Raw genomic sequence first — 14,553 nt, forward strand, 5'->3', positions numbered from 1 at the left:
GCGCACTGGGTTTTGAGCAAAAATACATCAATATTTTTGCTCAACCCTCTATGAAAATTTTAAAAGCGGAGTACACTCCCGCCGTTATCACTTCTTGCAGAACAGACCATGACAATTGGTTTTCACGAACAAAAAGAAAAGAGCCTTTTGCGCTTAAGTTTTTATACCGCAGGGTTCTTTGTGTTGCTAGCATTTGGCTTCGCTTTTGTGACGCATTCAGACGCTATTTTATTTGATGGTGTGTACTCACTTATTGCTTTTTTTATGGCGCTTATTACCCTAAAAGTAGCTAACTTGGTACAAATGCCAGACGACGACCGATTTCACTTCGGCTATACCGCAATTGAACCTACCCTTAACTTATTTAAATCGCTGATTATTATTGCCACATGCTTATACGCCGTTGTGGGCTCTGTAAGCGCGCTGTTTAGCGGTGGAAACGCTGCACAATACAATTTGGCAATGATTTACGGCGTATTTGCCACGGTGGGTTGTTTTGCCATTTCGTTTTACATGACCCACCGCAGTAAATCGCTGCGCTCAGACCTTGTTAGCGTTGACGCACACACATGGTTTGTAGATGGTGTGCTCAGCGCATCGATTTTACTCGGGTTCGTGATTGCCTTTAGCCTTGAGTCATTAGGCTTTGCACAATTTGCTCCCTACGTAGACCCTGTATTACTGATTGTTTTGGGCCTTTCGATGCTGCCAATTCCGCTTAAAATTATGCTCGAGAGCCTCAACGAGGTGATTCACAAGGCACCACCGGAATCGGTTACCAAAGTGATTGAGAAACGTCTCAAACAATCGCTCGACGCTGTGCCTTATGAACATGTAGAGGTACGTATCAGTAAGTCGGGAAGAGATATTTATTTGCTGGTGCACATTATTGTTGATAAGTCTTTTGGCAAAGTTACGGTGGCTGAGCTAGACGCTATTCGCAAGCATTCTGAAACCACCATGCGCGAATGGAATCCGTCCATTCTGATGGATATTCTGTTTATATGTGACCCTAAGCTCGCCGACTAAAAAGCGCGTTTGATAAAGCAAAAGGTTCTTGGAATTTGTCCGATACCCTTACTAAGCCCAAATCGGAATTCAACATGTTAGGAACCAACCGTGAGCAGACTTATTTTAACCGGCGACAAACTTCCGCAAGGAATGGCAATTGCCGAAGCCTACAATATGATTCAGTTTACCGGCACAATTGAAATATCAGACCGCGGAATTGTGGTGGGTTTGTTTGAGCGCAAGCGCACCGATTATCAAGATATTATCGACAACTTCTCGGCGCAAGCACCTACCGATGCAAATGCAATTGTTGGCGTGCAGGTATCAACATCTACACAATCCTTTGGTGATGTAACCTATCTATACATCACGTACATCGGCACGCCAGTGATGCTTGAGCATGAATAGATAATGAGAATAAATAGACAAATGGCGCACTAACCAAGCCTTGCCCCGAGCGCAAGTTTTGTTGCCACATGCGATTTAAACGCCGTTGCCGCCGCTGACTTGTGTTTGCCTTTTGGAAACACCCAATACCAACTATTTGGAATAGGAAAGCCTTTTACCGGCAAGGAAATTAAATTTCCCGGTGCCATATGATTGAGCGCATGGCGACTTAATATGGCAATACCTAAACCCGCCATCACACTTTCTTTTATCGCTTCATTGCTAGCAATAGTCGCTGGCTGCTGCATCTGCAAGCCCTGCTGATTAAAAAAACGCTCTATCGCATAACGCGTTCCAGAGCCGTTTTCACGCATAAGTAAGCGCTCACCTTTTAGCATATCCCAAGTAATTTCTTTTTCGTTTCTTAAGGGGTGATCTTGTTTTGCAATAACGACGAGTGGGTTCTCAGTTAAAAATTCAGATTCGATATCAAGTTCTTTGGGGGGATTGCTAAACACATACAAGTCATCAAGATTCTGCTTCAGGCGCTGAATAATTTCAGCGCGGTTACCAATTTGAAACTCAGGCTCTATGTCAGGATAGCGCTGACAAAACTCGCCCAGCCAGCTCGGAATTAAATATTTTGCAGTAGTGACCACGCTAATACGCAGTTGCCCCACCGACAAGCCCTGACGCTGCGCCAATTGGGTCTCTAAATTATCCATCACCTCAAACATATCACGGGCCGCTTTGAGTACGTCTCTTCCGGTATCGGTCAAATACATTTGCTTGCCGACCTGCTCAAAAAGACTCACGTCTAACGCTTGAGCAAGCTTGGCAATTTGAGTAGACACGGTGGGTTGCGCTAAATGAAGTGCTTTGGCGGCGAGTGTTACGCTTAGGTACTCTGCCACGGTCATAAAAATTTCGAGTTGGCGGAAGGTGGTTTGCCGCGTATGAAAGCGCCTTGCCCAAGTCATATATCTAATATCATCTATGAATACTAACGATTAAATCTATTATTGCAGATTGAATTTTTCATTACAATGCGGTCATCGTTTCGCACATAAATACAAGATATAAAAATATTGGAGCACTTATGACAACGAATAAAACCCCTATCACCATCGCATACGGCGACGGAATTGGACCATCCATCATGCAGGCCACCCTTGATATTTTGGAAGCGGCTGGTGCGCAAATTGCCCCTGAGCCCATTGAGATTGGCGAAAAAGTGTATTTAAGTGGACAATCCAACGGAATTGAAGCCTCGGCATGGGAGTCTTTGCGCCGCACCAAAGTGTTTTTAAAAGCCCCGATCACTACGCCGCAGGGCGGTGGCTATAAAAGCTTAAATGTGAGTATGCGCAAGGCCTTAGGTTTGTATGCTAACGTGCGTCCGTGTATTGCTTATGCGCCTTTTGTACGTACTAAGCATCCAAATATGGATTTGGTCATTGTGCGTGAGAACGAAGAAGACTTATACGCAGGAATTGAGCATCGGCAAACTGAAGAAGTGTATCAGTGCTTAAAACTCATTACGCGTCCTGGCTGTGAGCGCATAGTGCGCTACGCCTTTGAATACGCTCAGCAACAAAATCGTCAGCGCGTAACCTGTTTTATCAAAGATAACATCATGAAGCTTACCGATGGCTTGTTTCACCAAGTGTTTAGAGACATTGCAAAAGAATATCCAGACATTCAACACGACAGCATGATTGTTGATATTGGCGCTGCGCGGGTCGCCGATACGCCAGAAGCGTTCGACGTAATTGTTATGCCTAATTTATATGGCGATATAATTTCAGATGTCGCCGCTCAAATCGCTGGCTCTGTTGGTATGGCGGGCTCCGCAAATATTGGAGACCATTGCGCCATGTTTGAGGCTATTCATGGCTCAGCACCAGACTTAGCGGGTCAAAATATTGCTAACCCGTCGGGCTTGCTGCACGGGGCAATTCAAATGTTGGTGCATATTGGTCAAAGCGAGGTGGCCGAGAAAATCCATCATGCGTGGCTTGCAACCTTAGAGCAGGGATTGCACACCGCCGATATTTATAAAGAAGGACAAAGCAAGGCTCTTTTAGGAACCACTGAGTTTGCCAAAGCGGTAATTTCGCGATTAGGGCAATCACCTAGCCAACTAAATGCACCCTCTTATGCCGGTAGCAAACCACTTGTATTGCCGGCGGTTGCTCATAAAACACCCTGCGACAAAGAGCTGGTAGGCATTGATATATTCTTGCAGTGGCAAAAAGGCGAGGCACAGACTTTAGGTGAGGAACTGAAAACCTACGGCAGCGACGCGCTGGATCTCAAACTTATTACTAACCGCGGTGTTAAGGTATGGCCAGAGGGATTTCCCGAAACTTATTGCGTTGATCACTGGCGCTGCCGGTTTATGTCGCCCAATATGCATCTTGATTTTGCTGAAGTCCTTGCCCTGCAAACGAGGCTTCATGACGCAGGTTTTGATGTGGTTAAAACTGAAAACTTATATAACTTTAACGGTGAGCCAGGATACGCCGCCGTGCACGGATAGCAATTAACGAAGCAAACTACTGCGCAGTTTCAATTTTGTGTGCTGCGTAGTACTATTTTGCTTTACTGACTAAGGACGGTGTTATGAATCTTAGAGAAAGCCCTCACCTACTATCACGCAGCGCATTAGCTGCTATCGGCCTAACAATACTGTTGGCGCTAAGCAGCGTACTTTCGGTATCTGCAAGCACGGCAAAAGACGCCCTAATCGACGCTAGAATTGCAAAAACACAGGAATTTGTGGCTACCATCAAAGGTCGAGATTTAGAAGCTGCAAATGCTTTGTTTGACCTTTTCGCCTTTACCGAGCGCGTTGCACAGCACTTGAGGCTTGAGGGCAACGAAAAACGTGCATTTACAAAGGGCTTTTATCAAGGCTTGCAGGAGCAAAACTTGGTAAGCTAAATATTTAGAATGGCCTTGTACGATAACGCTCAAATTGGCTACAAACATACTACGAGTAATGCTTACCTTAAAGATACCCCTGTCATTCGTATGGATTATCAAGCGGGCGCCATTGAGTTTGTTATGCCTGTATTTGATGATGACCTCAACATTGTTGATTTTTTTATTGGTAGTCGCGGTAACTTCTCTTCTATCGGCGTTGCCCGCATGGCAAGTTTAATGAGTAAGCCATCGGGCCCTCAGCTCGAAAGTCTGTTTGACATAAATTTTGTCGATGCCAGTTTAGTAGGTGCAATAGGCGAGATAGTAGGTGCATACAGCCAAAATGAATTTGCGCTTGCTTATGAGAAGCTAGAAGCTTTGCCGCCTGAAGTAAAGAACACTCGCGCCCTTCTAGATTTCGCTGTTGGTTTGGCGCAAACGGTGAGCGAAGAGCAGTACATTGAAAAACTCAGCGCCTTGTATGAGCATCATGGCGATGACCCCTCAGCAGCGTTCGTATTAATCGATTACCATTTTTACAACCAAGACTTTGAGAAAGTGCTAGCGTCTATCGACAGCGCTATGATTTTGGTTGGTAAAGACGGTGCACTACTGCATTTAAAAGGCGCCTACTTGGTGATGATGGGCTTAGACAAGCAGGGCCGCGCTTTTGTAGAGGAGTCTATTGAAGTTGACCCTGAGTTGATGTCAGCATATTGGACCTTGGCGAGCATTCAAAACCAAGCAAAAGAGTTTGAGCAACTCACGCAGACGCTGGCAACAATTGAAAGTCAATTTGACTTGTCGATTAAGCCAGAAGAATTGCGTGCCAACCCAGGCATGGCAGACTATGTTAAATCAGAAGCATTTAAAAATGCCTTTCCGGGTGGATAGAAGCGAAACCACGGCAGCGCCTTTGTACTAATGATCTTCAGGGACGAAACATGAAAAAACTCAACATAGTTGTACTACTGATATTACTCTCACTCATCGCTTTTTTTGCGGGGCGTCAAAGCGTTGCTCCAAACATATACGATGACGCTGGCAGCGACATGCGTAAAACTACCTGCGACCTTAACCAACGACCCAGCCTCTCTGAGACTATGCAAACAACGCGCGCAAACAAGCCTGCTGCGCTCAACTGTGACGCGCAGATTGCTGAAGCACTGTCATCAGTCGGTAAAACCAGCTTAGCTGTTAACAATACAGAGGGTACTCAAAAAGCAGAACTCAAACAGTTGGAGCTAGTCGTCCAAGATTTAGCCCAGCGTTATCGTAGCGTGAGCATAAAGCTAGAAGACGCGTACCGCTCATTAGAAGAGGCCGGCATAGAAGTAGAGCAAGCCGTCACGGCCGAGCAAATTAATGAAAATCTAACGGCCCCTTTTAACACCATCGTCAATAGTGCTGGCATGGCATTTAAAGAACAATATGGCGAATTTCTTAACGAAGAGCAGGATTTTGACTGGGCTATTCAACTAGAAACCCGTATTTCAGATTTTATAAAGCTACATACTTTATCTCAAGAGATACAGCTGAGCTCAGTGCAATGCCGCGCGAGTAAATGTGAAATGTATGGCTTTGAGACATCGAACAAGCCATTCGATACCATCATGCGCGACATGAAAACGCAAGATTGGTATCAAGACAGTGGAAGCTACAGCATGTCGGGCGACTCAATTCCCACTGGCCAGCCTGCTGATAGCCAGTTTAGTGGATATTTTTATTCTATTGTTTCCTTTCCAAGACAATAATTTATCAGACCAGAGGAGCAGGCCTTGCTAAATAAACACCTTGGATTTGCTTTAAGTGTAGTGGCCATTGGCCTGTTTGTGCCCGGTATTATTTTGCCTATGTTCACGCTCAGCATGGACATGGCTGTAGCGATTTCAGGCACCGGTATTGATGCACAATTAGTTGACCGTGAGCTGTCGATTCTTACCACCGTGCAAAAGCTATGGGAGGATGAACGCCTGTTAGTCGCAGCGCTTATTTTTATCTTTTCAGTGGTCATCCCGATTACCAAGAGCCTATTGCTCACGGTGGTTTATTTTGCAAAGACTCAGCGTTTACAACAGCAAATCACAGATTTTGTGAGCGCCATTGGCAAATGGTCTATGGCAGATGTGTTTGTGGTAGCGGTATTTCTAGCGGTCTTATCAACTAACTATACTGAAAATGCACAACAGCAAGAAATGTCATTTTTAGGCATGCGCATCGGCTTTGAAATTAGCACCCAAACACTCTCAAATGTTGGCGAAGGGTTTTACTATTTTACTGCTTATTGCCTAGTGTCCCTTGCGGGCTCCCAGCTCATGTTGCGTGGAATTAGAGCTCAAACAACAAAAGGCGCTTAGAACATTCTACAGCGCCTTTTGTGTTTTACTTAAATCTTATTGCTTAACTTAAATCTTACTGCTTAACTAATTTTGCTGCACTCAACACCAAAGCCGCAGATGGGCGTGTTTTAAAGTCAGGGTTTACATAATTGAACAAAACCGTGCCCTTAGTATCTGTAATAAAAATCGCAGGTGCAGGTAACACAGCGCGTTCAGTCGTATCGGCGCTTAGTTCAATTTGCATACGGTCTTTATATAACTTTCGGGTTTCGTCCGGCACGTAAAACCCGATGCCAAAACTACGAATTGCGTTTAGTTCAGCGTCAGAGATTAGCTGGGCGGCAAATTCAGTTTGTAATTTTTGTGCCTGCAGCTTCTCTGGCGTTTCGGGGGAAATAGCCAATATCTGATAGCCCTCTGCCACTAATTCTTGCTCAATATCTTTAAGCTCAGCTAATTGACGAGAGCAATACGGACACCAGCCACCTCTATAAAACACAATCACACTTGGCTTTTGCATAAGTAAGGCCGGTAAGCTTACCGGTGAACCGTCTGCGGTTTTCACCATTACATTTGCTACCGTAGACCCGTTTAATATGGGCGTCACGTTTTCTGCTGTATCTGCGATTTGAGTTCGGTCTAGCGCATTCGCGTGGAGCGAAGTAAACGCAAGCGCAACGGCCACGAGCGCCAATAATCTAAAGTAAAGTGTTTGCTTGAAAATGTTTTTCATGAAATATCCCTAAGGTGAACAGTATCGTCTTGCCAAACAAGACCTTTGAACCTTACAAATAATTTCATTGTTTTTGATTTAAACTCACGCTGGGCGAGTCGCGCGCTGCTGACTGAGCAAGTTAAGAGAACTGCAGAGCTTGCCACCACTGCTCGTCCGCCTCAATACAGCCTTGTTCATTGATGCGGGGGAAGGGTAAATTTCTGCGTTTACATTCTTTGTAAATAATTGGAAAACCGCCCTGAAACAGCGTCTCTTGGATATGCTGCTCACTCACTTTTTGAATGTGATACATTCCAGCCGCCTCTCGCTGACGCTGAGCCTCGTATAATATTACTGCCGCTGCAACAGATACATTCAGCGATTGCACCATGCCAACCATCGGTACCACGACCGATTTATCTGCCAAGGCCACCGCTTCATCGGTCGCGCCAGTTTTCTCTTGTCCAAGCAAAATAGCTGTAGGTTGGGTATAGTCAATATCTCTAAAGTCAACGGCGGTATCGTCTAAGTGAGTTACCAAGACCTGCATATTTTGCTGATGCAATACATTAATCGCTTCGCTTAGGCTGCTATGGGCGTGAGTTTTAACCCATACCTGTGAGCCCATTGCCGTGCCCTTGCGCAGCGCTTTATTTTGCTCCCAAACAGCGTGTACATCGCAAACACCCACCGCATCTGCGCTGCGAATAACCGCGCTTACATTATGTGGTTTATGCACTTCTTCAAGTAAGAGGGTCAAATCGGGCTGGCGCTTAGCAAGCACCTGATTAATTTTTTGGTAGCGCTCTGGGCTCATGCACTGTTGCATTGCCTAATCCTTAGTTTATTCAGGAAGAACCATTACACCGTCAATCTCAATCTGTACAGCTTTTGGCAAGGCGCTGACCTGCACCGCTGCGCGCGCTGGATAGGGCTGTTTGAAATAACGCGCCATGACTTCATTAACTTTGGCAAACTGGCCCAAGTCGGTCAAAAAGATGTTCACTTTTACCAAGTTAGACATATTACCGCCAGCGGCCTTCACCACTGCTTGAATATTTTCGAAGACCTGAACCGCTTGTGCTTCAAAGTCTTCTGAGACGATTTCCATGGTGCTTGGCACTAATGGGATTTGACCTGACAAATACACCGTACTTCCGGCTTTTACGGCCTGACTGTATGTACCAATCGCTTCTGGAGCATCATTGGTTTGAATGATAGATTTTGACATAAGATTTCCTTAGTGTGTTTCATTGCCAACGCCACGGTGCGCCTGATTACACGCAATACCTTTACGGCTATTTTGGCTTGTATTGGCTGTGTCTCGATATGTTTTGCAGCTCAGGTAAGGCGCGAATTTTGCGCATAATGTTCGCGAGGTGCAAGCGGTTTTGGGTGGTAAGTTCAATATCAATTACGTAGTGGTTATCGTCGCGGTCTTCGGTCTGTAGGTTGATAATACTAGAGTCACAGCTCGCAATTGCTGCGGTGAGCGCTGCCAGCGTGCCTTGTCGATTAATAAGTTCAATTCTAAGTGCCGCTTTAAAGTCGCCTTGTGCGTCTTCATCCCATAGCATGGGTAAAACGCGATTTGGCTCTTCTTTACTTAGCTTACGAATGTTAGTACAGCCTGTTTGATGAATCACCACGCCGCGCCCTGGGCTTAGAATAGCTACAATTTCATCATCGGGGATAGGGTGGCAGCAGCGCGAAAAGTGCACCATGAGACCTTCTGTACCCTTAATGGCGACTTTGCTTTTCTTCTCGGGTATTTCGGTATTCTCGCCCACTAGTCGACGCGCAATCATGGCGCTTATTTCGTTGCCCATACCAATATTGGCAAGCAGTTCATCAAAGTTTTGATATTTTGTTTCTTCGACGACCCGTGCGATGTCATCTTCGGCAATTTCGTCCAGCTTTATTGCGCCAAGCGCATGCCGTAATAGCCTGTTGCCCATATTCGTAGCATCATGGGCATGCTGACGTTTTAAATAATGCCGGATATTCGAGCGAGCGCGAGCGCTCACCACAAAATTTAGCCAGTTGGCATTCGGTTTAGCCCTAGGCGAGGTGATCACCTCAACACTTTGGCCATTATCAAGCGGCTTGTTCAGAGGGAAGTTACGATGGTCGACCCGCGCACCCACGCAGGTATTTCCCACATCAGAGTGCACTGCGTACGCAAAGTCCACGGCAGTTGCGCCCATTGGGAGCTCAATAATGCGGCCTTTTGGTGTAAACACATAAATTTCGTCTGGAAACAGGTCTGACTTAACACTTTCAATAAATTCAGCCGAGCTCGACGAGCGTTGCTGCAACTCAACCACCGACTGCATCCACTGATTGGCGCGCATTTGAGCGGTTGTGCCGCGATCGTCTGCCTCTTTATAAAGCCAGTGGGCTGCAACGCCTTTGTCTGCCATGTGGTCCATTTCTTCGGTGCGAATTTGCACCTCAACGGGAATGCCGTGAGGTCCTTTCAACGAAGTATGTAACGACTGATACCCATTAGAACGCGGAATCGCAATGTAGTCTTTAAAGCGGTTTTCAATAGGCTTGTATAATCCATGAATAGCGCCCAGCACCCGATAGCAATTGTCGACTTTATCTACCACGACTCTGAAGCCGTAAATGTCCATCACCTCTGTAAACGACAGCTCTTTATTTTTCATCTTACGGTAAATCGAATATAAGTGCTTTTCTCTACCGGCTACGCGTCCGTCAATGCCGAACTCTTTAAGCTTGTTTTGAAGCTCCAAGCGCGTTTTCTCAATCACTTCTTTGCGATTGCCACGCGCTTGCGTCACGGCCGATTTCAAGGCCCGATGGCGCATAGGATACATCGCCTGAAAACCTAGATTTTCCAGCTCGTTCTTAATATCGTGGATACCCAGCCGATGGGCTAGAGGCGCGTATATTTCGAGCGTTTCAAGCGCTATACGTCGGCGCTTGTCGGGCCTTAGAGACCCTAAGGTGCGCATGTTGTGGGTGCGGTCAGCTAGCTTGATCAGAATCACGCGAATGTCTTGCACCATGGCCATCAGCATCTTACGAAAGTTTTCGGCCTGCGCCTCCTGCTTACTGCCAAACTTCAGTTTATCGAGCTTACTTACGCCCTCCACCAGCTCGGCCACTGTCTCGCCAAACGCTAAACTTAAATCTTCTTTGGAATACTCGGTATCTTCAATAACGTCGTGTAATAGCGCGGCCATAAGCGTTTCGTAGTCTAAACGCATATCGGCAAGAATACCGCTTACCGCCACTGGATGTGTAATATACGGGTCGCCGCTCGACCGCGTTTGCCCATCGTGCGCATCGCGGGCAAGCACGTACGCTGCCTGAACATATTCCACTTGTTCTACAGACAAATACTCACTTATTTTTGCTTTCAGCCCTTCAAATAGGTACACGTAAACACTTCATAATCATGTATGGCTTAAGAATACGGTTATTTTACCAACATGCAAACGCAAAAACGCCGATTTTCATCGGCGTTTGGATTTATTTTTGTACTTACCCGAGCAAATGAGAAACTGGTGCTCGTTCAGCCGCAATATAAGGCGCTTGTTTCGGTGTTATCCGGCGCTATATGCGTTGGAATTTGCGTTTAGCTATTCGCTAAAATGCTCGCAACTGATGCAAACTCTGCCGCTTCTTGCTCACGCTGGTCTTGCAAATCAGTCGCTTGAACGGTTTCAGCATTCACTAAACCTAATTCGATTTCTCGAAGGGCTACTACCGTTGGCTTATCATTGCCCATTTCAACTAAAGGGTCTTTACCTTCAGTGGCAATCTGACGGGCGCGACGAGCGGCCACTAACACTAAGTCAAATCGGTTACCGATTTTGTCTACTGCGTCTTCTACTGTTACACGTGCCATGAATGCTCCGAAAATTGAATGTCGATTTAAAAATTGGGTCGCGAAGTATACTGCATAAAACTGATATAGCATAGTACAAATATATGTCTAAACAAGTTTATCTCCGGCAAGAGGCGCGCTTCTGTCTCTACGTTGCTTTAAACGTATGTTTTAAACATAGACAAGGCGTTGGCGTCGAAACGGTTTAAATTCATAAAAATGGTGTTGATCTCCGGCTCACTTAAGCCAAACCATCGCGCTAGGTCGGCTCCCATCTGCTCAACACTAAGCTCAGGCACCATTCGCCCGTCTCCCATGTCGTCGTTGGAGTTAAGGGCTAATGAAGGTAGTCGACCAAATATCTCGCCACCTTTTACCGCATCGCCCATTACCATTTGATGACCGCCCCAGCCGTGATCAGTTCCATCTCCGTTGCTCGTTAAAGTGCGACCAAACTCAGACATCGTAAAGGTGGTAACACCTTGAGCTAGGCCTCGTGCGTCAATATCTTGTTGAAATGACTGCAAAGCATGGCCTAAATACTGCAATAACTGCGGATGCACAGATGACTGATTATCGTGGGTATCCCATCCGCCCATACCAACAAAGTAAATTTGCCGTGGCTGTCCCAAAGCTTGCTGACTTGCAATGAGTCGAGCCACCATTTTTAACTGCTGCGCCAGATTATTATCTTCGTTATAGCTAACCTCGGTAGGCGCCACAGAAGAAAGTGCCTGTATCAGCCGCTCATTATTTTGCGCCGCACTCTGCAGTTTACTGGCGTATGCTCGCTCAAAAGGATGCTGTACATCCTCAAGCAAGCGGCTAAACACATCAATGCGACGAGCGTTCCAGTCTTTAGTCGGGTCAAGCGCTGCCATTTGTTCCGGACCGGAGGCGTCAACAGAAAAGGGCTGAATGATGGTGCCCGCCTGCATTAAGTTGTTTCCGTTAATCGACAGATTCATCGATAGCGGGTCGCTGGTGTCGGCAATCAAATCGGCCATACGCCCACCCCACCCGGTACTAGAGCCGGTATACCCAAGACCGCTCTGCCATAAACCCTGCTGATCATTGTGGGAAAACAACTGGGGGGGCAATAAAGACGGCTGGTTTTTTATCATGGCTTTTGTAACAGGCTGCGTCATCGGACCAATATTGGCCACAAGCGATAGCTTTTTCTCGTCAAACAATTGCGCTAAAGCGCTCGCTGCCGTTGGCATACCCACACTATATGGTGACGTGCTGTTTGGTGAGATGCCCCTCACTTGATCTGGCGAATACGCAAGATTTTGGCGCACACCTTTATATGTTTGATAGTCGCCCGCTTGTGTTGGCACCAAAAGATTATATGAGTCACAGCCGCCGAACAAAAACACACAAACAAGGGCTTTGTTATCGCTAAAACGGCTCGAACTTTGCGCTAGTACACGCTTGCCCAAACCTAAATGCAAACCTAAAGATGCGGCAGTAGTGATGCCTGCTGCTCGCGCGAGGCTCGTTTTCAAAAATTGACGACGTGATTGCTTAGCCATAAAAACTGCTCCTAATGCTGCAGCGCAAACTGCGGGGATGCAGTGATTAAAAACACCAAGTTGGCAATGCGCTCACTGTCGTTGCGCCCTCCACCCTCTATCAGCGCTTCTTTTAGAATTGCTTGATAGTTTTCACTCATGCGCCCAGACATGAGCAAGAGATTAAGCTCGTCGATAAGCGCATCAGGGTCGTCAACTAATGCCGCCTGCGGGCTAAAATCAAGCACGATTGCATCAGCATCCACGCCATCGGGCTTATTTATATATGACCATAAACCGAAGTAGGCCATAAAGTTTGTTTGCCTAACAGCAAACGTTTCGGTCACGATTTGCAGTTCAGGTGAACGCATGTTTGCATCGGCAAGCTCGCCAGCAGCAGTATAATCAGGTAGGTAAAAGTTAAACACTGACGGCGCGGCGAGTGGCGCTTGGTTAAAATAATATTCTGGCCAGGCTTGTTTTATTCGACCGTCTACATGGCTTGCCAAAAAGGCGCGCCATAAATGGGTGCCTTTTAAAATAGGCTCTTTGATTTTGCCAAAACGCTCGGGCATGGTCATATGCCCTTCCCGCGCCTCTGCATCCATAATCAAGGCTTTCACAACCGCAGATAAATCGCCCCGTACGCCGGCACCGTTGTCGTTAAAGACAGACGCAACACGTGCAATATATTCGGGAGTGGGATTACTTGTGACCAAACGCATAATGAGGTGTTTAGCCACAAATGGTGCAAGATTTGGGTGGTTAAATAAGCTATCTAGCGCCATTTTTAAATCTTGTTCTGCACTCTGATTTGCCGGCACGATAACGCCGTTTAGCAGCGTTTTCTCAGATTTATCATGCCGAGTTTCTACGGCAGTCATAGGGGCTAGAGTATTGTAGTTTTCCCAGTATTTATACCAGCTTTGCTCGCTCGTGCCGTTAAAATGCCAGCCAGTAAATACCTTGGCGTAGTTTTCAATGCTGGTTTGATCATAGGTGGCAATAGGCTGATTGTTTTCATCTAACTTGGCGCTTGCGTCAAGATTAAGCTCGACTAAACCAATTGAAAATAGCTGCATGACTTCTCGTGCGAAATTTTCGTCTGGTCGAATATTTTTGTCCTCATCGGCCTTCTCGTTACCAAGCATACTCAAGTACATGCCCATCAAAGGCGAGAGCGTCACTTCTTCAAGCAAGACGCGATAATTGCCGAAGGCATTTTTTGCCAGTAGGTCGTAGTAGTTAACAATCGCTTCGTGTTCGTCAAAAAAATTACTTCGCTCTGAGATGACCATTAGCTGGCTGAGCGCAAATGCAACGCGTTGGCGCAGTTGGTCCTCACCATATAACGCAGATTGCCACCATGCTTCCATGCGATGTAAACGCCAAATCTCCTCGTCGTCGACCAAGGTAGATTCAAGCTGTTTAAGCGTCTCTAGATGCGACGTTGCGGGCATGGCAAGTTGAGCGTTAAGCCATTGCTCTTGGCCTAATTCCACCACCGACTCGATGTCTTTTAATGTAGGGCCGAAGGTGGTTTGGCTAAGCAAGCGCGCGGCCTCAACGCGCTGTTCCCAAAGCTGCTCTGGTGTTGGTGGCGGCGCAGGAGCCGGTGCGGGTGTTGGTGCAGGCGCCACGGGAGTTGCCGGCACTTGCTCACTGGCATTGTCAGAACCACCTGAACAGGCGCTTATGGTGACACTCACTGAAATTAGTAGGAAAACGTGAACAAATGCTTTTAGCAAGTTACTGCCGCCTGAGTGGGTAAATAAACGATTAGCAGTATGAATTGTCATG

General features: G+C 46.5%; 15 protein-coding genes. 7 read left to right on the top strand and 8 right to left on the bottom strand.

The features are described from left to right. Window positions 1-108: 108 nt before the first annotated feature. Window positions 109-1,029 (top strand): cation diffusion facilitator family transporter, encoded by a 921-nt coding sequence (locus ACFO4O_RS13525; RefSeq protein WP_382409387.1) that lies wholly within the window; start codon window positions 109-111, stop codon window positions 1,027-1,029. 90 nt (window positions 1,030-1,119) lie between these two features. Further along, complete coding sequence (locus tag ACFO4O_RS13530; RefSeq protein ID WP_382409388.1) at window positions 1,120-1,419, top strand: hypothetical protein; 300 nt, start codon at window positions 1,120-1,122, stop codon at window positions 1,417-1,419. A gap of 29 nt (window positions 1,420-1,448) precedes the next feature. On the opposite strand, the gene ACFO4O_RS13535 is transcribed toward ACFO4O_RS13530, so the two are convergent. After that, entirely contained in the window at window positions 1,449-2,378 is a 930-nt protein-coding gene (locus ACFO4O_RS13535; RefSeq protein WP_382409390.1) for a LysR family transcriptional regulator, read from the bottom strand. Between the two features lie 119 nt (window positions 2,379-2,497). Between ACFO4O_RS13535 and ACFO4O_RS13540 the strand changes: the two genes are divergently transcribed. From ACFO4O_RS13540 to ACFO4O_RS13560, 5 genes are all read left to right on the top strand, one after another. After that, window positions 2,498-3,940, top strand: coding sequence for an NADP-dependent isocitrate dehydrogenase (locus tag ACFO4O_RS13540; protein ID WP_382409392.1), 1,443 nt, complete (start codon window positions 2,498-2,500; stop codon window positions 3,938-3,940). 83 nt (window positions 3,941-4,023) lie between these two features. Then, window positions 4,024-4,344 carry a hypothetical protein gene (locus ACFO4O_RS13545; protein WP_382409394.1) on the top strand — a complete coding sequence of 107 codons (321 nt, stop codon included), beginning with the start codon at window positions 4,024-4,026 and terminating at the stop codon, window positions 4,342-4,344. 15 nt (window positions 4,345-4,359) lie between these two features. Next, window positions 4,360-5,220 carry a tetratricopeptide repeat protein gene (locus ACFO4O_RS13550; RefSeq protein ID WP_382409396.1) on the top strand — a complete coding sequence of 287 codons (861 nt, stop codon included), beginning with the start codon at window positions 4,360-4,362 and terminating at the stop codon, window positions 5,218-5,220. A 50-nt stretch (window positions 5,221-5,270) separates the two neighbouring features. Continuing rightward, window positions 5,271-6,080, top strand: coding sequence for a hypothetical protein (locus ACFO4O_RS13555; protein ID WP_382409398.1), 810 nt, complete (start codon window positions 5,271-5,273; stop codon window positions 6,078-6,080). Window positions 6,081-6,104: 24 nt separating this feature from the next. Further along, entirely contained in the window at window positions 6,105-6,683 is a 579-nt protein-coding gene (locus ACFO4O_RS13560; protein ID WP_382409400.1) for a paraquat-inducible protein A, read from the top strand. A 55-nt stretch (window positions 6,684-6,738) separates the two neighbouring features. Here the strand turns inward: ACFO4O_RS13560 and ACFO4O_RS13565 are convergent, their stop codons facing one another. From ACFO4O_RS13565 to ACFO4O_RS13595, 7 genes are all read right to left on the bottom strand, one after another. Next, a complete protein-coding gene (locus ACFO4O_RS13565) occupies window positions 6,739-7,398 on the bottom strand; it encodes a peroxiredoxin-like family protein (RefSeq protein WP_382409402.1) in 660 nt (219 codons plus the stop codon). A gap of 121 nt (window positions 7,399-7,519) precedes the next feature. Further along, window positions 7,520-8,197, bottom strand: coding sequence for a tRNA (guanosine(18)-2'-O)-methyltransferase TrmH (trmH, locus tag ACFO4O_RS13570; protein WP_382409617.1), 678 nt, complete (start codon window positions 8,195-8,197; stop codon window positions 7,520-7,522). A gap of 27 nt (window positions 8,198-8,224) precedes the next feature. After that, the gene (locus ACFO4O_RS13575; protein ID WP_382409404.1) at window positions 8,225-8,611 is read right to left on the bottom strand and encodes a RidA family protein; all 387 of its coding nucleotides are present in this window, start codon (window positions 8,609-8,611) and stop codon (window positions 8,225-8,227) included. A gap of 67 nt (window positions 8,612-8,678) precedes the next feature. Further along, window positions 8,679-10,790: a bifunctional GTP diphosphokinase/guanosine-3',5'-bis pyrophosphate 3'-pyrophosphohydrolase gene (spoT, locus tag ACFO4O_RS13580; protein ID WP_382409406.1), complete on the bottom strand. Its 2,112-nt coding sequence runs from the start codon at window positions 10,788-10,790 to the stop codon at window positions 8,679-8,681. 197 nt (window positions 10,791-10,987) lie between these two features. Further along, a complete protein-coding gene (rpoZ, locus tag ACFO4O_RS13585) occupies window positions 10,988-11,260 on the bottom strand; it encodes a DNA-directed RNA polymerase subunit omega (RefSeq protein WP_382409408.1) in 273 nt (90 codons plus the stop codon). A 137-nt stretch (window positions 11,261-11,397) separates the two neighbouring features. Continuing rightward, window positions 11,398-12,774 carry a DUF1501 domain-containing protein gene (locus ACFO4O_RS13590; RefSeq protein WP_382409410.1) on the bottom strand — a complete coding sequence of 459 codons (1,377 nt, stop codon included), beginning with the start codon at window positions 12,772-12,774 and terminating at the stop codon, window positions 11,398-11,400. Between the two features lie 11 nt (window positions 12,775-12,785). Then, on the bottom strand, window positions 12,786-14,552 hold the full coding sequence (locus ACFO4O_RS13595) for a DUF1800 domain-containing protein (protein WP_382409412.1): 1,767 nt from the start codon (window positions 14,550-14,552) through the stop codon (window positions 12,786-12,788). Between the last annotated feature and the right edge of the window lies 1 nt (window position 14,553).

The organism is Glaciecola siphonariae (assembly GCF_042652645.1).
In the GTDB taxonomy this organism is placed as follows: Bacteria; Pseudomonadota; Gammaproteobacteria; order Enterobacterales; family Alteromonadaceae; genus Glaciecola; species Glaciecola siphonariae.